30 protein-coding genes are annotated in these 25,698 nt (G+C 70.9%); 15 read left to right on the top strand and 15 right to left on the bottom strand.

Annotation, left to right across the window (positions count from 1 at the left end):
• Together ABD808_RS19900 and mshA are read right to left on the bottom strand one after the other, a co-directional pair.
• A complete protein-coding gene (locus ABD808_RS19900) occupies positions 1-528 on the bottom strand; it encodes a type III secretion system chaperone family protein (protein ID WP_344898795.1) in 528 nt (175 codons plus the stop codon).
• Entirely contained in the window at positions 525-1,850 is a 1,326-nt protein-coding gene (gene mshA / locus ABD808_RS19895; protein WP_344898793.1) for a D-inositol-3-phosphate glycosyltransferase, read from the bottom strand. The genes ABD808_RS19900 and mshA overlap by 4 nt, the downstream gene beginning before the upstream one ends.
• 156 nt (positions 1,851-2,006) lie before the next feature.
• Here mshA and ABD808_RS19890 point away from each other — a divergent pair, with 156 nt between their 5' ends.
• Positions 2,007-2,765 (top strand): SDR family NAD(P)-dependent oxidoreductase, encoded by a 759-nt coding sequence (locus ABD808_RS19890; protein WP_344898791.1) that lies wholly within the window; start codon positions 2,007-2,009, stop codon positions 2,763-2,765.
• A 25-nt stretch (positions 2,766-2,790) separates the two neighbouring features.
• On the opposite strand, the gene ABD808_RS19885 is transcribed toward ABD808_RS19890, so the two are convergent.
• Positions 2,791-3,606 carry a class I SAM-dependent methyltransferase gene (locus ABD808_RS19885; protein WP_344898789.1) on the bottom strand — a complete coding sequence of 272 codons (816 nt, stop codon included), beginning with the start codon at positions 3,604-3,606 and terminating at the stop codon, positions 2,791-2,793.
• Between the two features lie 100 nt (positions 3,607-3,706).
• Here ABD808_RS19885 and ABD808_RS19880 point away from each other — a divergent pair, with 100 nt between their 5' ends.
• Positions 3,707-4,174 (top strand): universal stress protein, encoded by a 468-nt coding sequence (locus ABD808_RS19880; RefSeq protein ID WP_344898787.1) that lies wholly within the window; start codon positions 3,707-3,709, stop codon positions 4,172-4,174.
• 75 nt (positions 4,175-4,249) lie between these two features.
• On the opposite strand, the gene ABD808_RS19875 is transcribed toward ABD808_RS19880, so the two are convergent.
• Positions 4,250-4,762, bottom strand: a complete 513-nt coding sequence (locus ABD808_RS19875; RefSeq protein ID WP_344898785.1) for an O-acetyl-ADP-ribose deacetylase — start codon at positions 4,760-4,762, stop codon at positions 4,250-4,252.
• Positions 4,763-5,023: 261 nt separating this feature from the next.
• Here ABD808_RS19875 and ABD808_RS19870 point away from each other — a divergent pair, with 261 nt between their 5' ends.
• Positions 5,024-5,908 (top strand): NAD-dependent epimerase/dehydratase family protein, encoded by an 885-nt coding sequence (locus ABD808_RS19870; protein ID WP_344898783.1) that lies wholly within the window; start codon positions 5,024-5,026, stop codon positions 5,906-5,908.
• Positions 5,909-5,950: 42 nt separating this feature from the next.
• Here ABD808_RS19870 and ABD808_RS19865 read toward each other — a convergent pair whose 3' ends face one another.
• Entirely contained in the window at positions 5,951-6,724 is a 774-nt protein-coding gene (locus tag ABD808_RS19865) for a dioxygenase family protein (RefSeq protein ID WP_344898781.1), read from the bottom strand.
• A gap of 97 nt (positions 6,725-6,821) precedes the next feature.
• Here ABD808_RS19865 and ABD808_RS19860 point away from each other — a divergent pair, with 97 nt between their 5' ends.
• Positions 6,822-7,310, top strand: a complete 489-nt coding sequence (locus ABD808_RS19860) for a MarR family winged helix-turn-helix transcriptional regulator (protein WP_344898779.1) — start codon at positions 6,822-6,824, stop codon at positions 7,308-7,310.
• Positions 7,311-7,348: 38 nt separating this feature from the next.
• Here the strand turns inward: ABD808_RS19860 and ABD808_RS19855 are convergent, their stop codons facing one another.
• Positions 7,349-8,455 (bottom strand): winged helix DNA-binding domain-containing protein, encoded by a 1,107-nt coding sequence (locus ABD808_RS19855; RefSeq protein WP_344898777.1) that lies wholly within the window; start codon positions 8,453-8,455, stop codon positions 7,349-7,351.
• On the bottom strand, positions 8,445-9,083 hold the full coding sequence (locus tag ABD808_RS19850; RefSeq protein WP_344898775.1) for a TetR/AcrR family transcriptional regulator: 639 nt from the start codon (positions 9,081-9,083) through the stop codon (positions 8,445-8,447). The genes ABD808_RS19855 and ABD808_RS19850 overlap by 11 nt, the downstream gene beginning before the upstream one ends.
• A gap of 121 nt (positions 9,084-9,204) precedes the next feature.
• Between ABD808_RS19850 and ABD808_RS19845 the strand changes: the two genes are divergently transcribed.
• Together ABD808_RS19845 and ABD808_RS19840 are read left to right on the top strand one after the other, a co-directional pair.
• Complete coding sequence (locus ABD808_RS19845; protein WP_344898773.1) at positions 9,205-10,023, top strand: class I SAM-dependent methyltransferase; 819 nt, start codon at positions 9,205-9,207, stop codon at positions 10,021-10,023.
• A 19-nt stretch (positions 10,024-10,042) separates the two neighbouring features.
• A complete protein-coding gene (locus ABD808_RS19840; RefSeq protein ID WP_344898771.1) occupies positions 10,043-10,660 on the top strand; it encodes a TetR/AcrR family transcriptional regulator in 618 nt (205 codons plus the stop codon).
• 34 nt (positions 10,661-10,694) lie between these two features.
• Here ABD808_RS19840 and trpS read toward each other — a convergent pair whose 3' ends face one another.
• Entirely contained in the window at positions 10,695-11,732 is a 1,038-nt protein-coding gene (gene trpS, locus ABD808_RS19835; RefSeq protein ID WP_344898769.1) for a tryptophan--tRNA ligase, read from the bottom strand.
• Positions 11,733-11,967: 235 nt separating this feature from the next.
• Here trpS and ABD808_RS19830 point away from each other — a divergent pair, with 235 nt between their 5' ends.
• Positions 11,968-12,456, top strand: a complete 489-nt coding sequence (locus ABD808_RS19830) for a MarR family winged helix-turn-helix transcriptional regulator (RefSeq protein ID WP_344898767.1) — start codon at positions 11,968-11,970, stop codon at positions 12,454-12,456.
• 48 nt (positions 12,457-12,504) lie between these two features.
• The gene (locus tag ABD808_RS19825; RefSeq protein WP_344898765.1) at positions 12,505-13,959 is read left to right on the top strand and encodes a DHA2 family efflux MFS transporter permease subunit; all 1,455 of its coding nucleotides are present in this window, start codon (positions 12,505-12,507) and stop codon (positions 13,957-13,959) included.
• Positions 13,960-14,073: 114 nt separating this feature from the next.
• Here the strand turns inward: ABD808_RS19825 and ABD808_RS19820 are convergent, their stop codons facing one another.
• Genes ABD808_RS19820 through ABD808_RS19805 form a run of 4 tightly spaced genes read right to left on the bottom strand, consistent with a single transcriptional unit; the run spans position 14,074 to position 17,256 of the window.
• Complete coding sequence (locus ABD808_RS19820; protein WP_344898763.1) at positions 14,074-14,976, bottom strand: M56 family metallopeptidase; 903 nt, start codon at positions 14,974-14,976, stop codon at positions 14,074-14,076.
• Positions 14,973-15,401 (bottom strand): BlaI/MecI/CopY family transcriptional regulator, encoded by a 429-nt coding sequence (locus tag ABD808_RS19815; protein WP_344898761.1) that lies wholly within the window; start codon positions 15,399-15,401, stop codon positions 14,973-14,975. The genes ABD808_RS19820 and ABD808_RS19815 overlap by 4 nt, the downstream gene beginning before the upstream one ends.
• A 38-nt stretch (positions 15,402-15,439) precedes the next feature.
• A complete protein-coding gene (locus ABD808_RS19810) occupies positions 15,440-16,123 on the bottom strand; it encodes a response regulator (RefSeq protein ID WP_344898759.1) in 684 nt (227 codons plus the stop codon).
• A complete protein-coding gene (locus ABD808_RS19805; RefSeq protein WP_344898757.1) occupies positions 16,120-17,256 on the bottom strand; it encodes a sensor histidine kinase in 1,137 nt (378 codons plus the stop codon). Before ABD808_RS19805 ends, ABD808_RS19810 begins: the two co-directional genes overlap by 4 nt.
• 133 nt (positions 17,257-17,389) lie before the next feature.
• Here ABD808_RS19805 and ABD808_RS19800 point away from each other — a divergent pair, with 133 nt between their 5' ends.
• From ABD808_RS19800 to ABD808_RS19790, 3 genes are all read left to right on the top strand, one after another.
• Positions 17,390-18,640 (top strand): glycosyltransferase 87 family protein, encoded by a 1,251-nt coding sequence (locus ABD808_RS19800; RefSeq protein ID WP_344898755.1) that lies wholly within the window; start codon positions 17,390-17,392, stop codon positions 18,638-18,640.
• A gap of 97 nt (positions 18,641-18,737) precedes the next feature.
• Positions 18,738-18,977: a ribbon-helix-helix domain-containing protein gene (locus tag ABD808_RS19795; protein WP_344898753.1), complete on the top strand. Its 240-nt coding sequence runs from the start codon at positions 18,738-18,740 to the stop codon at positions 18,975-18,977.
• A complete protein-coding gene (locus ABD808_RS19790) occupies positions 18,974-19,363 on the top strand; it encodes a hypothetical protein (RefSeq protein WP_344898751.1) in 390 nt (129 codons plus the stop codon). Before ABD808_RS19795 ends, ABD808_RS19790 begins: the two co-directional genes overlap by 4 nt.
• Before the next feature lie 125 nt (positions 19,364-19,488).
• On the opposite strand, the gene phoU is transcribed toward ABD808_RS19790, so the two are convergent.
• Complete coding sequence (phoU, locus tag ABD808_RS19785) at positions 19,489-20,151, bottom strand: phosphate signaling complex protein PhoU (RefSeq protein WP_344898749.1); 663 nt, start codon at positions 20,149-20,151, stop codon at positions 19,489-19,491.
• 236 nt (positions 20,152-20,387) lie between these two features.
• Between phoU and ABD808_RS19780 the strand changes: the two genes are divergently transcribed.
• Both ABD808_RS19780 and ABD808_RS19775 read left to right on the top strand, forming a co-directional pair.
• Positions 20,388-21,698, top strand: coding sequence for a sensor histidine kinase (locus tag ABD808_RS19780; protein WP_344898747.1), 1,311 nt, complete (start codon positions 20,388-20,390; stop codon positions 21,696-21,698).
• The gene (locus ABD808_RS19775; protein ID WP_344898745.1) at positions 21,695-22,375 is read left to right on the top strand and encodes a response regulator; all 681 of its coding nucleotides are present in this window, start codon (positions 21,695-21,697) and stop codon (positions 22,373-22,375) included. The genes ABD808_RS19780 and ABD808_RS19775 overlap by 4 nt, the downstream gene beginning before the upstream one ends.
• A 60-nt stretch (positions 22,376-22,435) precedes the next feature.
• Here ABD808_RS19775 and ABD808_RS19770 read toward each other — a convergent pair whose 3' ends face one another.
• Positions 22,436-23,404, bottom strand: coding sequence for a hypothetical protein (locus ABD808_RS19770; protein ID WP_344898743.1), 969 nt, complete (start codon positions 23,402-23,404; stop codon positions 22,436-22,438).
• 135 nt (positions 23,405-23,539) lie between these two features.
• A complete protein-coding gene (locus tag ABD808_RS19765) occupies positions 23,540-24,313 on the bottom strand; it encodes a hypothetical protein (protein ID WP_344898741.1) in 774 nt (257 codons plus the stop codon).
• A gap of 385 nt (positions 24,314-24,698) precedes the next feature.
• Here ABD808_RS19765 and ABD808_RS19760 point away from each other — a divergent pair, with 385 nt between their 5' ends.
• Both ABD808_RS19760 and ispF read left to right on the top strand, forming a co-directional pair.
• The gene (locus tag ABD808_RS19760; RefSeq protein WP_089328581.1) at positions 24,699-25,181 is read left to right on the top strand and encodes a CarD family transcriptional regulator; all 483 of its coding nucleotides are present in this window, start codon (positions 24,699-24,701) and stop codon (positions 25,179-25,181) included.
• 34 nt (positions 25,182-25,215) lie between these two features.
• Positions 25,216-25,686: a 2-C-methyl-D-erythritol 2,4-cyclodiphosphate synthase gene (gene ispF / locus ABD808_RS19755; RefSeq protein ID WP_344898739.1), complete on the top strand. Its 471-nt coding sequence runs from the start codon at positions 25,216-25,218 to the stop codon at positions 25,684-25,686.
• Positions 25,687-25,698 lie beyond the last annotated feature (12 nt).

The raw sequence follows: 25,698 nt of genomic DNA, 5'->3' as shown, positions 1-25,698 counted from the left end.
TCACTCGCGGTTGGCCGGGTCCGCGAACGACGCGAAGGCCCGGAGGTTGGCGAGGCTCTCGCCGCGCTTGACCCGCCAGTCCCATTCGCGCTGGATGGACGACTTGAACCCGCGTTCCAGAGCCTTGTCGAAATTCTCGTCCGAGTAGGTGAGGACGCAGCCGAGCAGCCGGTCGATCTCGTCCGGGGACACCGAGGCAAGGGGAACCCTGCCGACGAGGTGGACGTCGCCTACGTCGTCCAAGGCGAACGCGACCCCATACATGCGCCCGTTCTTCTCCAGAAGGAAACGGTAGAAGTCGGCGTGGTTCTCGTCGGGACGGCGGCAGAAGAACGCCTCTACGTGCAGGCTGTGCTCACCGACGATCAGCCAGGTCATGGTCGCGAGCTTGTGCTGCCCAGGGAGTTTGACGAAGAAAGCGTTCTCGCGCGGCTCGTCGAACTCCAACTCGGCGGCCAGCAGGGCTGTTCTGATGGTCGCGACGGGGTCGGTCGGCCCTGTTGCTTCGCCCTGGGGAGCTTCGCTCATGCGGTGACCTCCGCTGGGACGGCGTTCTCGTCGGGCAACACGGCACCGGTATACACGGCGCCGGAATACACGTCGAGCAGGTTGTCCACCGTGGCGTCCCAGCCGAAACGGTGCGCGTGGCGTACGGCGCCCCGGGCGAGACGGGCGTGCAGACCCTGTTCCGCATGCACGCGATGCAGGACGGCGGCGTAGTCGGTTGGGTCGTGGCCGGAAATCAGCACGCCGGACTCGCCGTCCGCGACGGCCGTGCACAGGCCGCCGACACGGGACGCGACGACCGGCGTCCCACACGCCTGGGACTCGACGGCGACGAGCCCGAACGACTCGCTGTAGGACGGGACGACGGTCACGTCGGCGGCCCGGTACCAGTCGGCGAGTTCGGCCTGCGGGGCCGGGGGTTCGAAGCGCATCACGTCGGAGATGCCGAGTTCGGCGGCGAGGTTCTGGAGGCCCTCCGGACGGCAGCGTCCCGAACCGCTGGGCCCGCCGACGATGGCGACAACGAGCTGGCTACGTAGAGACGGGTCGTGCACGAGCATTCGCGCGACGGCCCGGAGCAGGACGTCGGGCGCTTTCAGAGGCTGGATGCGGCCGACGAACAGAAGCACGTACGCGTCGCGGGGCAGGCGCAGGCGGCGTCGGGCCGGGCCGGTACGGTGCGGAAGCAGACCGCGGGCGAGCAGCGGCGACTCGGGGCGGAACATCGACAGGTCCACGCCGGGGCTGACGGTCGTGACGCGGGCGGGATCGGCGCCGTACAGGTCGATGAGTTCGCGGGCCTCCTTGCCGGTGTTGGCGACGAGCCGGTCCGCAGACGCGACGATTTGTTCCTCGCCCAGGACCCGTTCGGCTGGTTCGGGTTTGTCCCCGTTCGCGAGGGCGGCGTTCTTGACCTTCGCCATGGTGTGCATGGAGTGGACGAGCGGGACGCCCCACCGCCTCTTCGCCGTCCAACCAGCCTGGCCGGACAGCCAGTAGTGCGTATGGAGCAGGTCATAGTGGCCGGGGTCGTGGGCCGCCTCGGCGCGCAGCACGCCAGAGGTGAGGCCGCACAGATGGCGGGGGAGTTCGTCCTTGTCGAGCTCCTCGAACGGCCCGGCGATGACGTTGCGGACGAGGACGCCCGGCGCCAGCTCGACCACGGGCGGCATCTCGCGGCTGGTGGCGCGGGTGAAGATGTCGACCTCGACGCCCCGGGCGGCGAGACGTTTGGCAACCTCGACGATGTAGACGTTCATGCCGCCCGCATCGCCGGTCCCGGGTTGATCCAAAGGGGAAGTATGAGCACTGACCGTCGCAACGCGGCTGATACGACGCGACACCGGACACCACCTCCGGTAGCGCAACAACGCCGATCGCGTTGGCTGTTCCCCTGATCCTGGGACCAATCGTGACATCTCGCCATAGTGGCCGATCTGGTCGGGGGTCCCCGGCACCGGGGTTGGGGCGGGACGCGGGCACCTGGAAGGCTGGTCCCCATGCGCAAGACCGCGGTAGTGACCGGAGCGAGCAGTGGGATCGGGGCGGCGACGGCCGCGCGCCTGGCGGCGGAGGGCTTCAACGTCGTGCTCGCCGCGCGGCGCCGGGACCGGCTGGACGCCCTCGTCAAGGAGATCGTCGACGGCGTGCCGGGCGCCGGGAAGATCGCGTCCGTCACCCTGGACGTGACGTCGCAGGAGTCGGTGGACGCGCTCGCGGCGGCCGTCGGCGGCTGCCACGTGCTCGTCAACAACGCGGGCGGCGCCCTCGGTCTCGACACCGTCGCGCACGCCGACCTGGACGAGTGGCAGGCCATGTACGCCAGCAACGTCCTCGGGCTGGTGCGCGTCACGAAGGCGCTGCTGCCCAAGCTGATCGAGAGCGGCGACGGCCATGTCGTCAACATCACCTCGCTGGCCGGGCACGTCGCCTACGAGGGAGGCGGCGGCTACAACGCCGCCAAGTACGCCGCCTACGCGGTGAACGAGGTGCTGCGCCTCGAACTGGTCGCCGAGCCCGTCCGCGTCACGGAGATCGCGCCGGGGATGGTGAGGACGGACGAGTTCTCGCTGGTCCGGTTCCACGGAGACGAGGAGAGGGCCGCCAAGCCGTACGAGGGCGTGCCCGAACCGCTGGTCGCCAGCGATGTCGCCGACTGCGTGGCCTGGGCCGTGACCCGTCCCTCGCATGTGAACATCGACCGCATCGACGTCCAGCCGCGCGTCCAGGCCGCGCCGCACAAACTCCACCGCCAGTAGCGAGCACCGCCAGTAGCGAGCACTGTCACCAAGGGGCTACGGACGTCCAGGGAAGTGTGATCTCACCTAGGCGCCACCGGTTCCTGCCCCCGTAGGGAGGGTGGGTCAGGACGGGGTGCGTCCGCGCGAGGAGCCTCACCGCCTCGATCCAGCGGGCGCGCGGCCCGAACGCGGAGTGCGGCGCGGCGGTCGCCCAGCAGCGGTCGAACGCGGACAGCAGGGCATGGACGGGTTCGCCCGGCACGTTCCGGTGGATCAACGTCTTCGGCAGCCGTTCGGCCAGCGCGGACGGCCGCTCAAGCGTGGGTAGATGGGCCGCGAACGTGATCGTCCGAGGGCCGTCCGGCGTGAGGGTCACCCAGACGGCGCGGCGGCCGATCTCGTCGCATGTCCCCTCGACGAGCACGCCGGACGGGGCGAGGCGCGCGGTCAGTTCGTCCCACGCGCGCCAGGCGTCCGGCTCGCCGTACTGCCGCAGCACGTTGAACGCCCTGACCAGGACGGGCGGCCTCGGGACCGGAAGCTCGAAGCCGCCGCGCCGGAACGACAGGCCCTCGACGGGACCCGTCCGGGCGAGCAGGTCCCGGCCCGCCGCGACCCGCCCCGGCTCGATCTCGATGCCGACGACCTCCAGGCGCGGCGAGACGGCGCGCAGCCGGGCATGCAGCTCCAGTGTCGTGACGGGGGACGCGCCGTAGCCGAGGTCGACGGCCAGCGGGCGCGGACCCGAGCGCAGCGCGGCGGCCTGTGTGGCGGCGATCCAGCGGTCCACACGGCGCAGCCGGTTGGGGGCGGTGGTGCCGCGGGTCACCTCCCCCCGCGGCTTCTGAATGGGGGGCACCGAGTAATTGTTCCGTCTTGTGACGGATGCCTCGTCCGGATGTGTCCGGACACACTCCCCGCCACAGTTCGATCAGCTCGAATTCGGATATGTCTCCGTTATGACAGTGTTGATCGCTTATGACGGGTCGGACGACGCACGGACCGCGATCGAGTACACGGCCCGACATGTCACCCCAGAACCGACCGTGATCATGACGGTGTGGGAACCGCTGCTGACCCAGATCACCTTCGCGCCGCTGACGGCGGCGACGCCGATCGCCACCGAGCCCCAACCCGGCGACAAATGGGAGGAGGAGAAGCAGGCCGAGCAACTCGCGCGGCAGGGCGCCGAACTCGCCGCCGCGAACGGGATGAAGGACGTGACGACCCGCGCCGAACGCGGCGTCGGACCGATCTGGGCCGCCATCGTCGACGTCGCCGACGAGCTGGACGCCTCGCTCGTCGTCACCGGTTCACGCGGCCTCGCCGGGGCCCGCTCGCTGATCCTCGGCAGCGTCTCGACGCGCGTCCTGCACCATGTCCGGCGGCCGACCCTCATCGTCCCCCCGCCCCGCGAGGACGACTGACCCGCCCCGCGAGGACGACTGACCAGTCCCGCGAGGACGATCGACCGGACCTGGCCGGACTCCGATCAGTGCAGGTCAGGGCATGCCGACGGCGCGTTCGAAGGCGGCGTAGGCGTCCGGGTCGAACAGGATGAAACGGGCGTCGCCGACCTTGGTCGGCGTGCTGCGGACGGTGCCGACCGCGATGCGGGCGGCATCGTCGATCGGCCAGCCGTAGATGCCCGCGGACACGGCGGGGAACGCGATCGACTCGACGCCCAGCTCGTCGGCGACGCGCAGCGACTCCCGGTAGCAGGACGCGAGCTGGTCGGACCGGTCGTCGGCTTCCGAGTACACGGGACCGACCGTGTGGATCACCCATTCCGCGGGCAGCCGCCCCGCCGTCGTCGCGACGGCCTGCCCGACCGGGAGACCGCCGCCGTACTGGGCCGCGCGCAGTTTGCGGCAGCCGTCCAGAATATCCGGACCGCCTTTGCGGTGGATCGCGCCGTCCACGCCACCGCCGCCGAGGAGCGAGGAGTTGGCCGCGTTCACGACCGCGTCGACGTCCTGTTCGGTGATGTCGCCCCGGACGAGAGTGATCTTCATGTCGGTCGTTCCTCCGCTGTGGCCGAATCCCGTCAGAAGAGAAGAATTCTCCCTCGCTCGGGGCGCGAAACGCGCTCACTCGCCACTCGGCGGTAGGCTCGGACGGACGAGGCGACGGGGGCGGGTGCCCCTTGTCCGATTTCGTCCGGCCGAAGCCGTGGGGGCGTCCATGCGGCGGGCCGGGCGTGACCTTTCAAAGAGTGACTGCCCATCCTGCCGTCGAGACGACCACGAAGGCGTGCAAGTCGTGGAGGTACCCCCTTGAAGATTCTCCTCGCCGGAGCGACCGGAGTCGTCGGTCGCCGGCTGATCCCGCTGCTCGTCCAGGCGGGCCACGAGGTCGCAGGGACGACACGCCGAACCGACCGCGCCGACCTGCTTCGCGACCTCGGTGCCGCGCCGGTCGTGCTGGACGCGCTCGACGCCGACGCCGTGCGCGAGGCCCTGGCGGCCGAACGCCCGGACGCGGTGATCCACCAGCTCACCGACCTGAGCGCCGAGAACTTCACGGCCAACTCGCATCTGCGGATCGAGGGCACCCGCAACCTGGTCGACGCCGCGCTGGCCGTGGGCGTCGAGACGATGATCGCGCAGAGCATCGCCTGGCTGTACGTCCCCGGCGACACTCCCGCCGTCGAGACGGACGCGCTCGACCCCAAGCCCCAGCCCTACGAGGGCGTCGCGGCGCTGGAGAGCGCGGTCGGCGAGATGCCGCGCGGCGTGGTCCTGCGGTACGGCGCGCTGTACGGGCCCGGGACGTGGTACGCGCCGGACGGCGCGATCGCCGAGCGGGCACGCGCGGGCACCCTGCGCCTGACCCCGGCGTGGACGTCGTTCGTGCACGCCGACGACGCGGCGTCGGCCGCCCTCGCGGCGCTCGACTGGCCCGCGGGAGCCGTCAACGTCGTCGACGACGAGCCCGCGACCACGGCCGACTGGCTGCCGGTCTACAGTGCGGCCATCGGCGCGCCGACCCCGGGCAACGCCGGGAAGCACGCCGCCGCGACGGGCCGTCCCGTGTCGAACGCCACGGCGCTCAGCCTCGGCTGGAAGCCGCAGGTCGCGTCCTGGCGCACCGGGTTCTCCCAGATGAACGCCGCCTCCGGCACGCCCGCCGCGCGGGTGAACGGCACCAGGGCCCGCTGATCCGGGGCCGCCGCATGCTCCCTGACGGAACGTGACAAGCCGTCAACCGAACTGGAACGAGCGTTTCGCGAGCCCGAACCAGTAGCCGTCGATGACGGACCGCCGTCCCGCCGGATCGCCGGTTTGGCCTTCCGCGTCCGCGCCGAGCGCCATGAACAGCGGCGCGAAATGCTCCGTCCGAGGGTGGGCGATCCGGGCCGCCGGGGCCTTGGCGCGGAAGTCGAGCAGGGCGTCGACGTCGCCGCCGAGCACGGCGCGGTCCGTCCACTCGTCGAACTCCGCCGACCAGGCGGGCGGCGCCGAACCGGCGTCCGGCCCCAGTTCGCGAAGGTTGTGCGTGGTGAAACCGCTCCCGATGATGAGGACGCCCTGGTCGCGCAGCGGCGCGAGGCTCCGCCCCACCTCGAAGAGCCGCGCGGGGTCCAGCGTCGGCATGGACAGTTGAAGTACGGGGATGTCGGCGTCCGGATACATCTCCACGAGCGGCACGTAGGCGCCGTGGTCCAGGCCACGGGTCTCGTCAGTCCGGACGCCCGGGACGAGTTTGCGCACGTCATCGGCCAGTTCGGGCGCGCCGGGGGAGTCGTACCTGACGCGGTAGAACCGGTCGGGGAACCCCCAGAAGTCGTACACCAGCGGTGTGCGGCGGGTCGCGCTGATGGTCAGCGGCGCCTCCTCCCAGTGCGCCGAGACGATCAGGATCGCGGTCGGCCGCGGCAGCTCCGCCGCCCAGCGGGCCAGCTCGTCGGTCCACACGGGATCGTCGGCCAGCGGCGGAGCCCCATGGCTGAGGTACAGAACGGGCATCCGGTTCATGTCGCCCCCCTTTAGTTCACATTTGAACTCTATCTCTCCCTATTATAGTTGAACCTTCAAGTCTTGAGGGTTCAATCTTTTGGGTACAGTGGACGGCATGACGGACACGCGATGGCTCGACGCCGACGAACAGGAGACCTGGCGCGCCTTCCTGTGGACGTCGCGCCTGCTCACCGAGGCCCTCGACCGCCAGCTCCAGCGCGACTCCGGCCTGCCGCACACCTACTACATGATCTTGGCGATGCTGTCGGAGTCACCCGGCCGCGCCCGCACCATGTCGGAGCTGGCCGAGATCGTCTACTCGTCCCCGAGCCGCCTGTCGCACGCCGTCAACCGGCTGGAGGAGGCGGGCTGGGTGCGCCGCAGCAAGGCGGGCACGGACCGCCGGACCACCGTCGCCGAACTCACCGACGAGGGCTTCGCCGTCCTCGCCGAGGCCGCGCCCGGCCATGTCGCCGAGGTGCGGCGGCACCTGTTCGACCCGCTCAGCCGCGAGCAGATGCTGGAGTTCCGCGCGACGCTCCACTCCCTCCTGACCTCCCTCGACCCGGACAAGGAAGCCCCCTGCGCCCGCGGCGAGGGCTAGCCACGCCCTAGTCGGGGGGGCTGGGGGCTGGCCACGCCCTAGTCGGAAGCGAACTCGACCCGGTGCGTCTTCGCGTCCGGATGTGCGGCGGCGAGCAGGCGCATGCCCTCCTCCTCCAGCGCGGAACGCTCCCGCGCCGGGACGGGGCTGAACGGATCAACGCGCAGCGTGGCCTCTCCGCGCCTCTTCTCGATCTTCCACATCCCGTGGACGAACCCGTCCACGAGGAACGTGGCCCGGATGATGCCGTTGACCGTGAAGATCCGCTTGCGGTACTCGTCGGTGACGATCCGGGTCCGATCGGCATGCGAGAGCAGCAGGTTGTCGAAGTCCGGGACGAACCTGACCGGCGCGGGCGCGTCCGGGCCGGGACGCGGCGCCTCCGGCACGTCGTACAGGGCCCGGCCGTTCTCGTCCCGGAACGCGAGCAGCCCGGGGGAGAGCCGCTCGACCACCTCGCCCAGCCGGGTCAGCCCCGACCACTGCTGGACGTCCTGGACGCTCGCCGGACCGAACGCCGCCAGGTAACGAAGCACCAGCTCATCGACGGACAGTCCCGACGCCGCGTCTCCGTCCAGCCAGGCGTCGAGCGTCGTGTGCCGGGCCATGCCCGAGGCGCCCCAGATGCCGCGCGGCGGGACCTGCACCAGCGGCAGGCGGCATCGGGCGGCCCAGCCGAGCAGCGCCGGGTCGTCGTCCGGCCACCGTTCGGCCAGCAGCGCACGCAGCTCCTTGTCGGTGCGCGGCTCGTCCTCCAACAACCGCCGCGCCTCGGCGGCGACCGCGTCGACGTCGATGCCGTCCAGTTCGGCCGCCCTGGTCTTCACGTAGTTGTCCAGGAGCGGCTGGGTGAGCGGACGCAGCGCGCGGGCGTCCCGGGCGCTGACCAGGTGCAGCGTCCCGCGCATCAGCACGATCCGGAGCGCGCGGCGGGACGTCATCAGCGCGCCGACCTCGTCGAAGTCGAAGTCCGCGAGACGGGTCCACAGCCCGATGTACGGAGGGTTCGGCGCCTGCGCCTGCATGCCGACGAGATGTTCGATCGCGTCCAGCGCGGGCATCTCGCGCCGCTCCAAGAGCATCTGCCGCGCCAGCAACGCCCGATTCAGCTCCCGCCGCCCCAACGCGGGGGGATCAGCCGTCATAGCGTCCCCGCAGCTCAGGCCAGGTGGGGGCGGGGCCGGGGAGGTCAGGCGCGTCGGTCAGGCGAAGGGCGTCGAGCATGAGGGCCAGGTACCGGTGCTGCAAGCGGTTCATGCGCTCGTCGTCGCCGATCCGGATGGAGTGCAGGTACTCCAGCATCACCGAGATGTCGCCGACCTCGATCTCGGGACGCAGCGCGCCCGCCTCCTTGGTGCGGGCCAGCAGTCGCTCCGTCGCGAGGTGCAGCTCCCGCCCCTTGCGGCTCATCTCCTCGGTGACCTCGAATCCGCCCGCGAGCCGCATCGTGAGGGACCCGGCGCCGATGTCCAGGCAGCGGCGCATGAACCCGGCGAACGACTCCCAGGCGTCGCCGTCGTCGGCGAGCGAGGTCTCCACCTCGGCGAGGTAGCGGTCCATCCCGTCGTCGGCGAGCTTCTGGAGCAGGTCCTCCTTGCTCTTGTAGCGGCGGTACAGCGCGCTGATCCCCACCCCGGCGTGCTCGGCGACCGCCGAGATCGGCGCGCCCGGATCGGCGGTGAACACCGCCCGCGCCGCCTCCCGGATCAGCTCGTCGTTACGCGCGGCCTGGGCCTTGCGCCCACTCATCGGCACCCGTGCGGTGGTCTCCATGCCTTCATCATAAGGGAACGAACAATTCCGTTCTATCTTTGTTCCCTCTTGACCGTCGTCCGACTCTCGACGCATTATGAACAAGCGTTCATGAATGAGTGTTCATAATGGAGGCGAGAAGATGGCGCAGATCGTCAACGTGCATCAGTCCGAGGCGTGGAACGGATACGAGGGCCAGCACTGGGCGGATCATCACGACCGGTACGACGCCGTGAACAACGGATACAACGAGAGTCTGCTGGACGCCGCCGCGATCGGGCCGCGCGACCGTGTCCTCGACATCGGCTGCGGGAACGGGCGGGTCACCCGGCTCGCGGCGCGCCGGGCCCGACTCGGGACCGTGACCGGCGTGGACCTGTCCGGGCCGATGCTGGCCCGCGCCCGGGACCTCGCCGCACAGGAGGACATCCCGAACGTGACGTTCGAGCAGGGCGACGCGCAGGTGTACCCGTTCGCGGACGGCTCGTTCGACGCGGCGATCAGCCGGTTCGGGGTCATGTTCTTCGCCGACCCCGTGGCCGCGTTCGCGAACATCCGGCGTGCGCTGCGCGAGGGCGGGCGCCTCGCGTTCCTGCCGATGGCGCCGCTCGGCGCGACCGACCTCGGGACGGTCCTCGCCACGCTCCCGCCGCGCGACGAACCCGCGATCGGGACGCACGAACAGGGGCCGCTGTCGCTGTCCGATCCCGCGCGCGTCCGCGAGGTGCTGGAAGGAGCCGGGTTCGCGGACGTGTCCTGCGCCGGGGTGGAGGTCGAGCAGATCTGGGGACGGGACGCGCCCGACGCCGCGCGGTTCGTCGCCGACTGGGGGCCGATCCGCTACAACTACGGCGGGAGCGACGAGATCGTGGACACACTGACCCGGGCCATGCGGCCGTTCGAGCGGGACGGCGCCGTCCGGCTGCGCGGCTCGAACTGGCTGGTCTCCGCGCGGCGTTGAGACGGAGACGGACGAACCGATGTCACCCCGACGAGCCGCCGCGCTGGGCACCGGAGACGGCACGCTGCGCCAGCACCTGATCGACACCGCCGCGCGGATGATCGCCGAGCGGGCGTCGGCGGCGCTGACCGTGCGGGCCATCGCCCGCGAGGCCGGGGTCGCCGACGGCGTCCTGTACAACCATTTCGCCGACAAGGAGGAGTTGCTGGCGCACGCGCTGCGGGCCCGCGCCGAGTCGATCGGCGCCGGGCTCGGCCCGCTGCCCGAGCCCGGCACGGCGACCGTCGAGGAGAACCTGCGCGTCTACGTCGGGCACGGGCTGACCATGCACAACGCGCTGCTGCCCGCGCTGGCGGCGCTGATCGCCCAGCCGGACGTCCTCGCCCGGTTCGCCGAGCTGAGCGGCGGCGCCGACGACTGGAACCGGCGGCTGACCGCCTACCTGCGGGCCGAGCGCGACCTCGGCCGCCTCGCCCGCGACGCCCGCGTCGACGCGGCCACGTCCCTGATCGTCGGCGCCTGCCACGAGTCGGTGCTGTCGGTGCTGTTCCAGGGCCGGGGCATCGCCCGCGAGGCCTCGGTGGACGTCGTGGACGACCTGGTCGCCGCCGTCCTCAACGGCCTGGCTCCGCGCTAGGACCGCCATCCCCGCGCTAGGACGCCATCTCGCGCTAGGAAGCCATGGCCGCCCGCACCTCCTCCAGGGTGCGGTCGGCGACGGTGTTGGCCCGTTCGTTGCCCTCGGCCAGGACGCCGCCCAGATACGTCCGGTCGGCGGCGAGTTCGGCGCGGCGGGCGCGGATCGGGCGGAGGAAGTCGTTGACGGAGTCGGTCACGACCTTCTTGAGCGCGGCGGCGCCGCCGTCACCGATCTCGGCGGCGACATCGTGCGGGTCGCGGCCCTGGCACAGCGCGGCGATCAGCACCAGGTTCGACACCTCGGGTCGCGTGTCGGGCGCGTAGGTGATGTGCCGGTCGTCGTCGGTCACCGCGCGCCTGATCAGCCGCGCGGTCTCGTCCGGTCCGGCCGACAGCGCGATGGCGTTGCCCCGGCTCTTGCTCATCTTGCGGCCGTCCGTCCCGAGGAGGCCCGGCGCGGCGGACAGCAACGCATCCGGCACCGGGAAGACCGGCGCGTAGCGCTCGTTGAAGCGGCGCGCGATCGTGCGGGTGATCTCCTGGTGGGGGAGCTGGTCCCGGCCGACCGGGACGAGGTTCGCCTTGCAGAACAGGATGTCGGCGGCCTGATGAACCGGATACGTGAACATCAGCCCGCTGACCGACGTCTGCCGCGCCGCCGCGATCTCGTCCTTCACGGTCGGGTTGCGGTTCAGCTCGGCGATCGAGACCAGCGACAGGAACGGCAGCATGAGCTGGTTCAACGCCGGGACGGCGCTGTGCCGGAAGATCGTCGCCGTGGACGGGTCGATCCCGGCGGCCAGATAGTCGGCGACCAGCCCCTCCACATGCTCGCGCAGATGATCGGCGACGTCCCGGTCGGTGAGCACCTGGTAGTCGGCGACCAGCACGAACAGCTCGACGCCCGCGCGCTGGAGCCGCACCCGGTTGGCGAGGGTGCCGAAGTAGTGCCCGAGGTGCAACGGTCCGGTGGGACGGTCCCCGGTCAGGATCCGGAACGCATCGGGCTCGACGGCGATGCGTTCCTCAAGCTCACGGCTGCGGTCTTCGGCGACGGCGGCGGTTTCCATGGTCTCTCCTCAGTCGGTTCGGGTGTTCGGCCGTTCGGCCGTCCCGCCGGACCGCCCGGTCACCGAGAAGAGAAAGGGCCGTCCGGTTGGACGGCCCGATGGCGTGCGTGGGTCTCGGCCGTCCTAGGACGGCCACCAGCCCTGACACGCGGTGCGACGCACGCGCCCAGGATAGCCCACGAGATGCGGCTGCTCGCAGATTATCCAGAACGAAACCATTGGGTAGGCTGGCCGTATGACGTCGATGGCCCCCGCCCGCACGAGCCCCGACCTGTCGTTCCTGCTCGACCACACGAGCCTGGTGCTGCGCAGCCGGATGACGGCGGCGCTCGCCGAGATCGGGCTGACGCCGCGCATGCACTGCGTCCTCGTCCACGCACTGGAACAGGAACGCACCCAGATCCAGCTCGCCGAGATCGGCGACATGGACAAGACGACGATGGTCGTCACCGTCGACGCCCTGGAGAAGGCGGGTCTCGCCGAACGCCGTCCGTCGTCGAAGGACCGCCGGGCACGGATCATCGCGGTCACCGACAAGGGCGCCGAGGTCGCCGCGCGCAGCCAGGAGATCGCGGACGGCGTGCACGAGGCGGCCCTCGGCTCCCTTCCGGCCGACGACCGCGAGGTGCTGCTGCGCGCGTTGAACGCCCTGGTCGGCGGGCATCTGGCCACCCCGGAGGAGGGGACGCAGCCGGTGCGGCGGGCCCGTGAGCGCACAAAGTAGGTCCGACAAGGATCGTCTGTAACAGAACTATCTGCTACGGTCGCTCTTATGACCGTGCCCGCAGTGCTCCGATCCCGCTGGACGGCGCTTGTCGTCCTGTCCACCGCGATGCTCATGACGATCCTGGACGGCTCCATCGTCACCGTGGCGATGCCCGCCATCCGGGACGACCTCGGCTTCTCGCCCGCCGGGCTCAGCTGGACGATGAACGCCTACCTGATCCCGCTCGGCGGCCTGCTGCTCCTCGCCGGACGGCTCGGCGACCTCGTCGGCAGGCGCCGCCTCTTCCTCACCGGCACCGCCGTGTTCACGGCCGCGTCCATGCTCGCGGGCGCCGCCACGACCTCCGGACTGCTGATCGCCGCCCGGTTCCTCCAGGGAGTGGGGAGCGCGCTCGCGTCCGCCGTCGTCCTCGGCATCCTCGTCACGCTGTTCACCGACACCCGCGAACGCGGCGTCGCGATCGGCGTCTTCAGCTTCACCGGCGCCGCCGGGGCGTCCCTCGGGCAGGTGCTCGGCGGGGTGCTCACCGACGCGCTGAGCTGGCACTGGATCTTCTTCATCAACCTGCCGATCGGGCTCGCCGCGATCCTGCTGGCCCTCCCGGCGCTGCCGCGTGACCGCGGCCTCGGCCTCGCCTCGGGCGCCGACCTCGCCGGGGCGCTGCTCGTCACGTCGGGGCTCACCCTCGGCGTCTACACGATCGTCAAGGTCGAGCGGTACGGGTGGATCTCCGCGCACACCCTCGGCCTGGGCGCGGTGTCCGTCGTGCTCCTCGCCGGGTTCGTCGTCCGGCAGGCCCGCGCCGCGACGCCGCTGATGCCGCTGCGGATCCTGCGATCCCGCAACGTGTCGGGCGCCTACCTGGTCCAGTTGCTGACGCTGTCGGCGATGTTCGCGTTCCAGGTGCTCGTCGCCCTCTACATGCAGGAGGTCCTCGGCTACGGCGCGCTCGGCACGGGCCTGGCGATGCTTCCGGCGGCCGTCGCGATCGGCGTGACGTCGCTGCTGGTGTCCGCACGACTGGCGAACCGGTTCGGCGAACGGTTCGTGCTGATCGCCGGGCTCGGGCTGCTGGTGATCGCCATGGCGTGGCTCACGTCCGTCCCGGTGCACGCCGAGTACGTCACCGATCTGCTGCCCGCGTTCGTGCTGATCGCCGGGGGCGGGCTGGTGCTGCCGTCGCTGACCGGGCTCGGCATGTCCAGTGCGCGGCCGGACGACGCGGGCGTCGCGTCCGGGCTGTTCACCACCGTCCAGCAGGTCGGGATGGCGCTCGGCGTCGCGGTGCTGACCACGCTCGCCGCGTCGCGCACGGCGGATCTGCGGGCGGACGGGCAGGACGCCGCCGCCGCGCTCACCGGCGGCTACCGGCTCGCGTTCGGTGTCTCCACCGGGTTGCTGGTCGGCGCGCTCGCCGTCGCACTGCTCGTGCTGCGGCGGCCACGGCCCGCGTCGACCGACGCCGCCACGGAGCCCGCCGCGACGACGGTCAAGGCATGAGGTCAGTGCGGCATGAGGTCAGTGCGGCATGAGGTCAGTGCGGCATGAGGTCAGTGCGGCATGAGGTCAGTGCGGCATGAGGTCAGTGCGGCATGAGGTCAGTGCGGCATGAGGTCAGTGCGGCATGAGGAGGAGCAGCAGCGGCAGGCCCGCGATGACGGGGATGGCGACGGCGGCGGCGAACCGGGTGCCGCGCGGCATCGGTTGCGGTTCCATGAGCCGGTTCACCCGGGCCATCACCGTCCCGTGGGAGGCGACGCCGAGCGTGCCGGACGGCGCGGCGGCGGGACGGGCGGCCGCGAACCGCAGCAGCGCCGTCGCCAGCTCGCGCGGCGGACGGCCGTGCCTGGCCCGATCGTCGGCGGCCATCTCGATCAGCAGCTCGACCGCGTCCAGACAGCGCCGGACCAGCCCGAACTGCGGAAACACCTGCCGCAGCGACGCGAACGGGAGCAGCACGAGGTCGTGCCGTTCCCGCGCGTGCGCGCGTTCGTGCGCGAGCACGGCGGCCAGCTCGGCGCGGTCGAGCAGCTCCATCGTTCCGGCGCTGACGACGACCTTCGACGAGCGGACGCCCGGCACGCAGTACGCGGCGGCGGCCGGATGGTCGAGGACGAGCGTGCCGGGGACGGCCGAGTCGCTGCGCGACACCAGCGCGAGCAGCGCGCGGTGCCGCCGCCGCGCCCGGAAGACCTGGACGACCGCGTACATCAGCATGACCAGCAGCACGCAGGTGAGGCTGACAGCGGCGAGCAGCGCGGCCGCCTGCACCGCGTTCAGCCGGGCGGCCTGGTCGTCGTACAGGCCGGGCAGCCCGTGCAGGACGCCCCGGTCGTAGGGGCGCAGCGCGAGCCCGAGGAGCGCGCCGATCGTGGCGACGCCCCAGCACAGCCCGAGGGCCTGCCAGAGCGCGATGCCGAGGCGCGGGGTGCGCCACGTCCACCGGGCCTTGGAGAGCAGGTGCGCCCCGCCGACGGTCCCCAGTGAGATCAATGCGAGCAGGGCGGCGCCGGTCATGCCGGAGGTTCCTTGGTCGTGAGCTCGGCCGCCGTACGGCCGGTCTTCGCGCGATCGGTCGTCATGAGGTCGGCGAGGGCCTGCCGGATCACGCCGATCTCGTTCTTCGACACGGACCGGACGAAGTGGGCGAGCGCCGCGTCACGGTCGCCCGTCTCGTTCAGGGCGCCCAGCATCAGCTCGGTGACGTAGCCCTCGCGGCTGGCCACCGGCCGGTAGCGCCAGGCGCGGCCGTCGCGTTCGCGTTCGAGGAAGCCCTTCTTGGCGAGCCGGTCGAGCACGGTCATGACCGTGGTGTGCGCGAGGTCGCGGTCACCGGCCAGCGCACGGCTCACGTCCCGGGCGGTCGCCGCGATCTGACCGGCGTCCTCCCGTGCCCACAGGACCTCCATGACCGTGCGTTCAAGCTCTCCCAGACCCTTCACGCCAGCCAGGCTATCCGACGCCTCCGACACTGACCACGTCAGGTAGTACTACCGCCGGTAGACGGCGTGACCAGGCCCAGCTCGTAGGCGATGATCACGAGCTGCACGCGGTCCCTGGCGTCCAGCTTGGCGAGGAGCCGCGCCACGTGCGCCTTGGCGGTCGCGACGCTGATGAACAGCTCCCCGGCGATCTCCTGGTTCGACATGCCCCGGCCGACCAGCGTCAGCACCTCCCGCTCGCGCTCGGTGACACCGTGGGCTGGACGCGGCTGCGCGGCCTTGGTTCGCGGGCCGGGGCCGGGACCGGCGGCGAACTCCTCGATCAGCCGTTTCGTCACGCTCGGCGCGATCAGCGCGTCCCCTCCGGCCACCACGCGGATGGCCGAGAGGATCTCCTCCAGCGCCATGTCCTTGAGGAGGAACCCGCTGGCACCCGCCCGCAGCGACCCGTACACGTACTCGTCGTCGTCGAACGTCGTCAGCATCAGCACGCGGGCGGTACCGGCCTCGGTTATTCGCCGGGTCGCCTCGATGCCGTCCATGTCGGGCATGCGGATGTCCATGACGACGACGTCCGGGCGGACCTCGCCGACGAGGTCGACCGCCTCGGCGCCCGTCCCCGCGTCCCCGACGATCTCCAGGTCGGACGTGTCGGCGACCAGTACCCGCAGGCCCGCCCTGATCAGCGGCTGGTCGTCCGCCAGGACGACGCGGACGCTCACGCCGCCGCCGCGGTCGCCGGGGCGGGGATCCGCGCCGCCACCCGGAACCCGCCGCCCGGACGGGGCCCGGCCGTGAACTCGCCGCGCAGCAGCCCGACCCGTTCGCGCATGCCGACGATGCCGTACCCGGTGCCGACGACCCCGCCGTTCCCGTCATCGTCGACCTCGACGGACAGTTCCGCGTCCCCGTACTCGACGGTCACCCGGCATTCGCTCGTGCCCGCGTGCCGGACCACGTTCGTGACCGCCTCCTGGACGATCCGGTAGGCGGACAGATCGACGTCGGGTGGCAGCGGCCTCCGCTCGCCCTTCCACCGGACGTCCACGCGCATGCCCGCGTCCTTCGCCGCCTCGGCCAGCCGGTCGAGATCGTCCAGGCCGGGGGACGGCCCGAGCGGCGCGGCCCCGGGATCGTCCCGGCGCAGCGCGGTCAGCATCCGCCGCAGGCCCGACAGGACGTCGCGGCTGGTGGCCTCGATGGCGTCCAGCGCGTTGCGGGCCTCCGCCGGTTGCGTGTCGATCACCCGGTTGCCGACGCCCGCCTGGATGGCGATGATGCCGATGCTGTGCGCCACCATGTCGTGCAGTTCGCGCGCGATCCGCAGCCGTTCGGCGGCGACGGCCTGCGCCGTGGCCTGTTCGCGCATCCGCTCGGCGTTCGCCTGCCGCTCCCGCACCGAGTCGCCCGCCATCCAGCAGACGGCCGCCGCCAGCAGCACCGTCACAAGCAGGACACCGCTCGACGACAGGAAACTGATGACGGACAGGTACTGGACGGCGGCCGTCCCGGCGGCCACCGGCACCGAGATCCGGCGCCTCCGGACCGCCGCGACGTAGCCGACGCTGAGGTCGGTGAGCAGCAGTTGCAGGATGGCGATACCGGCGATGGACATCTGGGGGAACGCGGCGGTCCACGCGAGCAGCAGGATTCCGTGAGCGGGCAGCGGATTGCGCAGCAGCAGATAACCCACCAGCACCGTCAACGCCGCGCACACGACGACTTCCAAGTCGACGAAGCCCTGTCTCGCGTTGTTGAGCGTGATGTACAGGGCGGGCGGATACAGGGCGGCGCCGCACCAGGCCACGACCGTCCACCCGGGACGGGGCACTCGGTTCGGCGACAGGGCGGACATGCGCCGATCGTAACCGCCGCGCCTTTTCGGCACATTGGCCTGCGGGCGTAGTCCTCCAGGCCATAGCGGCCTTCGGTGAATGTGTCCGGTGGCCCGATGCCCGTGGGGCATCGGCACGGCCACGGTTGTCCGCATGAAGCGCTGGCTGGCCGTGGCCCTGGCAATCGAAGTTCTCGTTCTGGTGGTCTTCTCGTCCACCTATGACTCGCTGGATTTCCGCATCTACTGGCTGGGCGGGCACGCCGTAACAGACGAGGCACGCCTCTACCAGGAGCAGTTGGCCGCGCACTGGTACACCAACACGCCCTTCATGGCCACGCTGTTCACGCCCTTGGCCTTGTTGCCGCTCATCGTCGCCCGGCTCCTGTGGCAGTTCGCGTCACTGGCGGCATTCATTTGGGCCTGTGCCACGACGCTGAAACTGAGCGGGCACCACGCATCGCTGAAAGTGGTGGTGGCCGGTGGTCTTGTCTTGGCGCCGGTCTGGCACACCTTCTTCCAGGGACAGGTCAACCTGTTCCTTCTCGCGCTCGTGCTCGCCGACATGCACCGCGTCGCCCAGGGGCGTTCCGCCGGAATCGGCATCGGCATCGCGACCGCGATCAAACTGACCCCGGCCATCTTCGTCGTCCTGCTTCTGGTGACGCGACGGACGAGGGACGCCGTCACGGCCACCGGAACCTTCGCCGTCTGCACTCTCCTCGCGTACGCCATCGCGCCGGACGCCTCCCGACTCTACTGGCTGCACACCTTCTACGACACGTCGCGCGTTGGCGTCCCCTACATCAGTAACCAGTCGCCGTACGGAATGCTCACCCGTGTTTTGAGAGGGACCGCCGAAGTGGGCGACTGGTACACCGCCGTCCCGCTGACCATCGGCGCGGTGGGTATTACGGTCGCGGCCCTGTGGGCGAGGCGCGGCGACTGGCTGTCCGCGACAGCGGTGACGGGTGTGACGGGCCTTCTTGTCTCTCCCATCTCCTGGGGGCACCACTGGGTGTGGGTCGTCCCGGCTCTGGCGGTGCTCATCCGTAACGGCAGCCGCGTCATCGCCGCCTGCGGCTATGTTCTGTTCGTCCTGGCCCCGATGTGGTGGACGCCCCACAACGGCCACCCGCTTGAGTACGGGTTCCATCCGCTCCTGACGCCCATCGCCAACTGTTACCTGCTGGCTGGACTCTTCTTCCTGGCCTACTCGACAGTTCGGCTCCGGTCCGAGGCGTCGGACGACCAGGGCGGGCAGCCGTCGGAGCGTCCCATCACCCGGGAGCGGGAGGGTCGTGACCCAACTGCTCCTGGATCCCCTGCATGTCCCAGTGGAACCAGCTCTCGGCGATCTTCATGTGCCACCTCCTCCGGACCAGATACGGCCTGTCTTGCCTAACGAAGCCGGATGAAACGGGACGCTCGTGATGCTTCACCTCAAACATCCGTCCCAGGAATACACACTGAAGGCCGTCCGAGTGTGTATGGTGTGGCGCATGGCGAGAATCAACATCACGCTCCCGGACGAGCTCGCCGCCACCCTCCAGGGGCTCGCCGAGGAGAAGAAGATCGCCTCGGTGTCGGGGTTCCTCGCGGACGGGGCGCGGCTCAAGCTGGCGTTCCTGCGGGACGCCTCCACCATCGACGACCTGTTCGGCCCGCCGACTCCCGACGAGCAGGCCATGGTGGACCGGCTCGTCGAGAACGGAGCGCCGAACCGCCGGGACGTCGCATGATCACCGGTCACGTCTTCGACGCGACCGCACTCCTGGACCTGGCCACCGGCAAGACGATCTACGTCCGCGCCCGGCTGCGCGCCTCGATCGCCCAGCACGCCACGATCGTCATCCCGGCCACCGCGCTCGCCCGCGCCTGGCAGATCGTCCCCGACCACGCCCGCACGGTGCTGGAGCGCCTGCCCGCGATGCAGGTCGTCCACGTCGACGACCTGGACGACGTGATCGCCCAGCAGACCGGGCTGCTGGTCACCGCCATCCCGAACCTCGGCATGGACGCCGCCCAGGCCGCCTGGTCGGCCCGCTGGCGCCGATGGCCGCTGATCACCGCCGAGCCCAAGATCTACGAGGACGTCCCCGGCCTGCGCGTCGAACAGATCCCCTAACACGCCACGGCGGGCGGCCGGATCAGGTCTGCGCCTCGAAGGGATTCGGTAACGGGCCACGGCGGGCGGCCGGATCAGGTCTGCGCGTCGAACAGACCCGTAGAGGGCCATGGCGGGCGGCTGGATCAGGCCAGCTCGCCGATCTCCTCCGCGCGCTGGCCCGTGACCAGGTAAACGACGTTCTCCGCCACGTGGACGGCGTGGTCCGCGAAACGCTCGAAGTAGCGGCCCGCGAGCGAGATGTCGACGGCCGGTTCCACCCCGTGTTTCCACTTGGGCGACAGCATGACGTCGAAGAGGCGCCGGTGCAGGCGGTCCATCTGGTCGTCGTCGGCGTCCAGTTCGAGGCCCATCTCGACGTCCTGCGACGCGATGACGCTGCCCGTCTTGGCGATCATCCGCTCGGCGATCTGCCCCATCTCCAGCACGGTGGCCTGCAACTCCGGCGGCACGGCCGACTCGGGGTGCCTGCGGCGCGCGGTCTTGGCGATGTGGACGGCGAGGTCGCCCATGCGCTCGAGGTCCCCGCTCATGCGCAGCGCCGTGATGAGGGTGCGCAGGTCACCGGCGACGGGCTGCTGGCGGGCCATCAGGTCGAACACGGTCTCCTCGATGTCCGCGTCGATCTTGTTGACGTGCTCGTCGCCGCTGATGACCTCCTCGGACAGGCGCAGGTCGGCGTCCAGCAGCGCCGTGACCGCGCGGGCCATGGCGGAGCGGACGAGGCGGGTCATCTCCACCAGCCTGTCGGAGAGGGAGTCGAGTTCCTCGTGGTAGGCGTCGCGCAATTCGGGGTTCCTTCTGTGCAGGGGCACCGGGTGGGGAGGTGGACCGCCCCCAGGGAGTGGTGCAAAACGGGGTGAAACGGGCGATGTTCGCGGTGTGGGGGCGTACTCGCCCACGCCACAGCCTGCCGTGCGGGCGTGAACACGTCCGGGAAACAAGGTGAACTTTCAGGGAACGAGATCGCCATGACCAGGGCTCTCGGGTGGACTCACGCCGAAGGCCGCTTACGATCCGTGGTGTGGAGGTCGAGATTGTCGCGGTCCTGACCGGGCTCGCCGGGCTGGCGATCGGGCTCGCGACTGGATTGGCGGTGCAGGTGAGCGAGCGTGCCCGGCAGGCGCCGGTTCCGGCTACGCCCGTGGGCGGGCTGCCGCCAGGCGTCGCGTCCGTGCTGAGCGTCCTGCGGTCGTCGGCCGTCGTGGTGGACGCCGAGGACCGGGTGCTGCGCGCCAGCTCGGCCGCCCGGGCGTTCGGCATAGTCAGCGGCGACCGGCTCGTCGTGGACGAGGTGCTCGCGATGGCCCGGCTCGTCCGGCGCGACGGCGAGATCAGGGAGACCGAGATCCAGGTTGGGCCGACCAGCGCGCGCAGCCGCGCGGACGGGCGCTGGTTCGCCGTCCGGGTCGCCCCGCTCGGGTCACACGGGCTCGTCCTCGTCCTCGCCGAGGACCTCACCGACATGCACCGAACGGAGGCGATCCGACGCGACTTCGTCGCGAACGTCAGTCATGAGCTGAAGACCCCCGTCGGCGCGCTGTCGCTGCTCGCCGAGACGGTCGAGGTCGCCGCCGACGACCCCGACGCCGTCCGCCGGTTCGCGGGACGCATGCAGTACGAGTCGGTGCGGCTGACCAACCTCGTCCAGGACCTGATGACCCTGTCGCGCGTCCAGGGCGACGAGCCGCTGCCCGCCCTGCACCCCGTCACCCTCGACGAGGTGACCGCCGAGGCGCTCGAACGCTGCCAGACCAAGGCGTCCGCCAAGGACATCGAACTCGCCACCGGCGGCGAGGACGGCCTGTGCGTGCGCGGCGACCAGGAACTGCTCGTCACCGCGCTGCGCAACCTCGTAGACAACGCCGTCGCCTACAGCCCCGAGAACACCCGCGTCGTCGTCGCGACCAAGCGCAGCGACGACCGGCACGTCGAGGTCAACGTGACCGACCAGGGCATCGGCATCCCCGACGGAGAGGTGGAACGGATCTTCGAGCGCTTCTACCGGGTCGACCCGGCCCGGTCCCGGCAGACCGGCGGCACCGGCCTCGGCCTCGCCATCGTCAAACACGTCACCAGCAAGCACGGCGGCGACGTGACCGTGTGGAGCAAGGAGGGCCACGGGTCGACGTTCACGATCCGGCTGCCGCTGCTCGACGCCGCCCCGTCCCGTCCCGCCGACGCGAACGCGCACGCCGCCGCCGACGATCCGAGGGACGCGGTCACAAAAGACGCGGTCACAAGAGACGCGGCCACAGGAAATGCCGCGGACGCGGGAAACGACGCGGACGCGGGGAAGAACACAGAGAACATCGCCCGGGAGGCAACACCGTGACCCGCGTACTCGTCGTAGAAGACGAGGAGTCGTTCAGCGACGCACTGTCGTACAACCTGCGCAAGGAGGGCTTCGAGGTGGCGGTCGCCGCCACCGGCCCCGACGCGCTGGACATCTTCGAGCGCAACGGTGCCGACCTCGTGCTCCTCGACCTCATGCTCCCCGGACTGCCCGGCACGGAGGTGTGCCGGGAACTGCGCGCCAAGTCCAGCGTCCCCGTCATCATGCTGACCGCCAAGGACAGCGAGGTCGACAAGGTCGTCGGGCTGGAGCTCGGCGCCGACGACTACGTGACCAAGCCGTTCTCCACCCGCGAGCTGATCGCCCGGATGCGGGCCGTCCTGCGCCGTCAGGGCGAGGTCGAGGAGCTGGCCCCCGCGACGCTGGAGGCGGGCCCGGTGCGGATGGACGTGGAACGGCACGTCGTCAGCGTCGCCGGGGCGGCCGTCCAGCTTCCCCTCAAGGAGTTCGAGCTGCTGGAGGTGCTGCTGCGCAACGCGGGCCGCGTCCTGACCCGCATGCAGCTGATCGACCGCGTGTGGGGCGCCGACTACGTCGGGGACACCAAGACGCTGGACGTCCACATCAAGCGCCTTCGCGCCAAGGTCGAGGAAGTGCCGTCCTCGCCGCGGTACATCGTCACCGTCCGCGGCCTCGGCTACAAGTTCGAGCCCTGATCGAACGCGAAACGGCCCGTCCGGGTGGACGGGCCGCTTTCGCGTGTCATGAACCAGGCGTCAGTTCCCGGCGCCGCCGGAAGGCTCCGTGCCGTTCGGCGTCCCGGGCGACTCAGGCTGCTCAGGCGCACCGGACCCCTGCGGCGTACCGGGCTGTGACGGCGTAGCGCCCGTGGACGGCTGCGTCCCACCGGCCGGGTTCGGCGACTGCTGCGCCGGGCCCACGGGGTTCGGCAGGGGGTAGCTGGTGTACTCGCCCTGCTGCGCGACGAGCGGCACCAGGAAATCGACCGTCCCGGCCTTCTCGAACTGCATCCGCACGGGAACCCGGGCGCTGGCGTGCAACTCCTGCTGGAGCCCCGTCAGCACCACGAGAGGCTGGTCGCCATTCGGAGCGGTGGCCTGGGGACCGGTCGCGGGGGCGCCGGTCGGCTCCTGCGAAGGCGTCCCCGAGGGCTCCTGAGACGGCGTGCCAGTCGGCTCCTGCGACGGCGTACCTGATGCCTCCTGCGACGGCGTTCCGGACGGTGCTTGCGAAGGCGTACCAGCCGGCGCCTGAGACGGCGTGCCGGTCGGCTTCTGCCCGCGCGGAGGCGTGGCCGGGGCGGTGGCGATCGGGGCGGACGGCTTGCCCAGCAGCTTGACCGCGCTGCCCGTGCCGTCCGGCGCCGCGGGCGGCAGCACCAGCCCGTTGCCGTCGACGCTCACCGAGCCGAACAGCGGGGAGCTGACCGCGACCAGACGGTCCTGCCTGCCCTTCACCTGGTTGATCATCACGCCGTAGAGCGGCAGCGACGACCCGACGGCGATCGGCTGGCCCGGCTTCGAGGCCAGCAGGAACATGTTGCGCAGGGCGATCTGGGTCGGCTTCGCGTGGTCCTTCGGAACCGAGACGTTGACGCCGTCGGTCAGCTGCGTGGGGGCGGCGGACTGAGGTTCGGCACCGGCGCCGCAGCCGGAGATCACCGGCGCGATGGCGACGGCGCCCGCGACGGCGAGCACGACCATTCGACGGCTGGGTCCAATCACGGCGTCGATCTCCTCGTGAAGTATTGGTAAGAAGACGGTACGGAAGTTGCGAAAGCGGCGTCGGAGACGCCAGGGGGAAGCGTAGCGAGGCCTGACCGCGAACCCCGCCCCGGGGTACCCGACACGCGGGGACGATCAACCGGTCCGCAGCGACTCGATCTTGCCGGTGAGCGACGGCCCGGGCCGCGGCGCCTGGACGATCTCGTTCACCACGCCGTCGTTCTGCACGAACACCGCGGTGAGGCTAGTGGCGCTCGACCCGGGTGTGCCGGGCGGCGGCGTGTACGTCCTGGCCAGCAGCCCCGCCGGGTCGTCGACGACCTGCGGCGGGCCGCTGTGGGTGGTCCCGGCGCACGCCCTCAGTTCCTTCACCGACATGCCCTTCGTGCCGCCGACGGGACGGGGGTCGGCGACCATGTAGAAGTCGAGCTCGCTCTGCTGCGTCCGGATCGCGAGTTCGGCCACCAGGCTCTCGCACCGGTACGTGGGCGGAAGGATCGCCACGACCGCCGGGCGCATGTCGCGCACCTGCTTGGGCGTGCGCTCGCCCGTGACGAGGTCGATGTTCCCCGCGGGCAGCAGCCCGCCGATCTTGCCGGGGCTCGCCGAGGGACGCGGCGCGAGCTGGGCCCCGGTCGGACGCGGCGCGGGCCGCGGCCCGAACGCGGTCATCAGGACGCCGCTGAGCATCGCGACCAGCAGCGCGCCCGCGATGATCGGGATGGCGACGCCGAACCTGGTCAGCGGGCGGCCGACCCGGCGGAACCGCTCCCGGCGCCGCCTGCGGCGCTCCTCCCGGCGGTAGGCGACCACGTCGTGCTCGAGTTCGCGGGCGTCGTCGGGCACGACGACGTCGACGCGGGGGAGCCCGTAGTCGTCGGGCTCGGCGCCGTCGCCGTCCGGCCTCACGCCGCACCTCCGTCCTGGCTCGCCGAGGCGGGTCCACGGCCTGACCGGCGGGCCGTGCTTCGGCTGGGCCGTCGTCCAGATCGGACCCCTTCCGGGCGCTTCGTACCCGGACCGCCCGGCGGGCTCACCTCCAGTATGGAACGCATCTCCGCGACTGGCAGGAGGGATACTTGTAACCAGGGAGCCCTTACCGGTAATGACGACCGGACGGGGCTCCCGTGGCCGATGCGCTACGCTGGGTGCGGGGAACAAGTCGAAGATGCACCATTAAAGGGCTTTGTCAATCCCCCAATATGCGGCTTGACCTGCGCATTTGTCTGGAAGGTCGGTTCAGCCACGCTCGTTTCCGTGGTACCCTGGTTCTAGCGGAAGGGGTACTTGTCACATGACTTTCCAGGTCGGCGACACCGTCGTCTACCCCCACCATGGGGCTGCTCGGATCGAGGCCATCGAGACTCGCACCATCAAGGGTGAGGACAGAACCTATCTGGTTCTGAAGGTTGACAAGGGCGACCTTACAGTGCGAGTCCCGGTCGAGAACGTTGAGGACGTGGGTGTCCGCGACGTCGTCGGCCAGGAGGGCCTGGAGAAGGTGTTCGAGGTGCTGCGCGCACCCTACACCGAGGAACCCACCAACTGGTCCCGCCGGTACAAGGCGAACCTCGAGAAGCTCGCGTCCGGCGACGTGAACAAGGTCGCCGAGGTCGTCCGCGACCTGTGGCGCCGCGACAAGGAGCGCGGGCTGTCGGCGGGCGAGAAGCGCATGCTCGCCAAGGCGCGCCAGATACTGGTCAGCGAGCTCGCGCTGGCCGAGAAGACCAACGAGGACAAGGCGGAGGCCCTGCTCGACGAGGTCCTGGCCAGCTGACCGGTCGGCCGCGTTGAGCACACTGCTTCCACGGGTGGGCGTCGGTACCGACGTTCACCCGTTCTCGTCGGAGCCGCGTCCACTGTGGGTGGCCGGTCTGCGATGGCCGGGCGAGGGTCACGGCCTGGCCGGGCACTCCGACGGCGACGTCGCCGCCCACGCCGCCTGCGACGCTCTCCTGTCGGCCTGTGGCCTGGGCGATCTCGGCGCCGTCTTCGGCACCGCCGACCCTCGCTGGTCCGGCGCCTCCGGCGTCACCCTTCTCCGTGAGGCGGCCCGCCTCGTCACCGAGGCGGGCTTCACCATCGGCAACGTGGCGATCCAGATCATCGGCAACCGTCCCAAGATCGGCAAGCGCCGCGCCGAGGCGGAGAAGACCCTGACCGAGGCCCTGTCCGGCGCCCCGGTCACCATCTCCGCCACCACCACCGACGGCCTGGGCCTAACCGGCCGAGGCGAGGGCCTGGCCGCCATAGCCACCGCCCTCGTCCTCCCACCCCCCTGACCCAGCCAAGCC

This window comes from Actinomadura meridiana, assembly GCF_039537545.1.
Taxonomy (GTDB): Bacteria; Actinomycetota; Actinomycetes; order Streptosporangiales; family Streptosporangiaceae; genus Spirillospora; species Spirillospora meridiana.
Note: the sequence above shows the minus strand (reverse complement) of the source record. Positions and strands in the feature narration are given on the sequence as shown.

Excerpts from the sequence above, each read along its gene's own strand:
- ABD808_RS19790 (WP_344898751.1), top strand. The coding sequence starts at position 18,974 with ATGATCACCGGTCACGTCTTCGACGCGACCGCACTCCTGGACCTGGCC.
- ABD808_RS19760 (WP_089328581.1), top strand. The coding sequence starts at position 24,699 with ATGACTTTCCAGGTCGGCGACACCGTCGTCTACCCCCACCATGGGGCT.
- ABD808_RS19805 (WP_344898757.1), bottom strand. The coding sequence starts at position 17,256 with ATGTCCGCCCTGTCGCCGAACCGAGTGCCCCGTCCCGGGTGGACGGTC.
- ABD808_RS19845 (WP_344898773.1), top strand. The coding sequence starts at position 9,205 with ATGGCGCAGATCGTCAACGTGCATCAGTCCGAGGCGTGGAACGGATAC.
- ABD808_RS19820 (WP_344898763.1), bottom strand. The coding sequence starts at position 14,976 with ATGACCGGCGCCGCCCTGCTCGCATTGATCTCACTGGGGACCGTCGGC.
- ABD808_RS19865 (WP_344898781.1), bottom strand. The coding sequence starts at position 6,724 with ATGAACCGGATGCCCGTTCTGTACCTCAGCCATGGGGCTCCGCCGCTG.
- ABD808_RS19875 (WP_344898785.1), bottom strand. The coding sequence starts at position 4,762 with ATGAAGATCACTCTCGTCCGGGGCGACATCACCGAACAGGACGTCGAC.
- ABD808_RS19795 (WP_344898753.1), top strand. The coding sequence starts at position 18,738 with ATGGCGAGAATCAACATCACGCTCCCGGACGAGCTCGCCGCCACCCTC.
- ABD808_RS19860 (WP_344898779.1), top strand. The coding sequence starts at position 6,822 with ATGACGGACACGCGATGGCTCGACGCCGACGAACAGGAGACCTGGCGC.
- ABD808_RS19850 (WP_344898775.1), bottom strand. The coding sequence starts at position 9,083 with ATGGAGACCACCGCACGGGTGCCGATGAGTGGGCGCAAGGCCCAGGCC.
- trpS (WP_344898769.1), bottom strand. The coding sequence starts at position 11,732 with ATGGAAACCGCCGCCGTCGCCGAAGACCGCAGCCGTGAGCTTGAGGAA.
- ABD808_RS19830 (WP_344898767.1), top strand. The coding sequence starts at position 11,968 with ATGACGTCGATGGCCCCCGCCCGCACGAGCCCCGACCTGTCGTTCCTG.
- ABD808_RS19825 (WP_344898765.1), top strand. The coding sequence starts at position 12,505 with ATGACCGTGCCCGCAGTGCTCCGATCCCGCTGGACGGCGCTTGTCGTC.
- ABD808_RS19800 (WP_344898755.1), top strand. The coding sequence starts at position 17,390 with ATGAAGCGCTGGCTGGCCGTGGCCCTGGCAATCGAAGTTCTCGTTCTG.
- ABD808_RS19890 (WP_344898791.1), top strand. The coding sequence starts at position 2,007 with ATGCGCAAGACCGCGGTAGTGACCGGAGCGAGCAGTGGGATCGGGGCG.
- ABD808_RS19900 (WP_344898795.1), bottom strand. The coding sequence starts at position 528 with ATGAGCGAAGCTCCCCAGGGCGAAGCAACAGGGCCGACCGACCCCGTC.
- ABD808_RS19880 (WP_344898787.1), top strand. The coding sequence starts at position 3,707 with ATGACAGTGTTGATCGCTTATGACGGGTCGGACGACGCACGGACCGCG.
- ABD808_RS19840 (WP_344898771.1), top strand. The coding sequence starts at position 10,043 with ATGTCACCCCGACGAGCCGCCGCGCTGGGCACCGGAGACGGCACGCTG.
- ABD808_RS19855 (WP_344898777.1), bottom strand. The coding sequence starts at position 8,455 with ATGACGGCTGATCCCCCCGCGTTGGGGCGGCGGGAGCTGAATCGGGCG.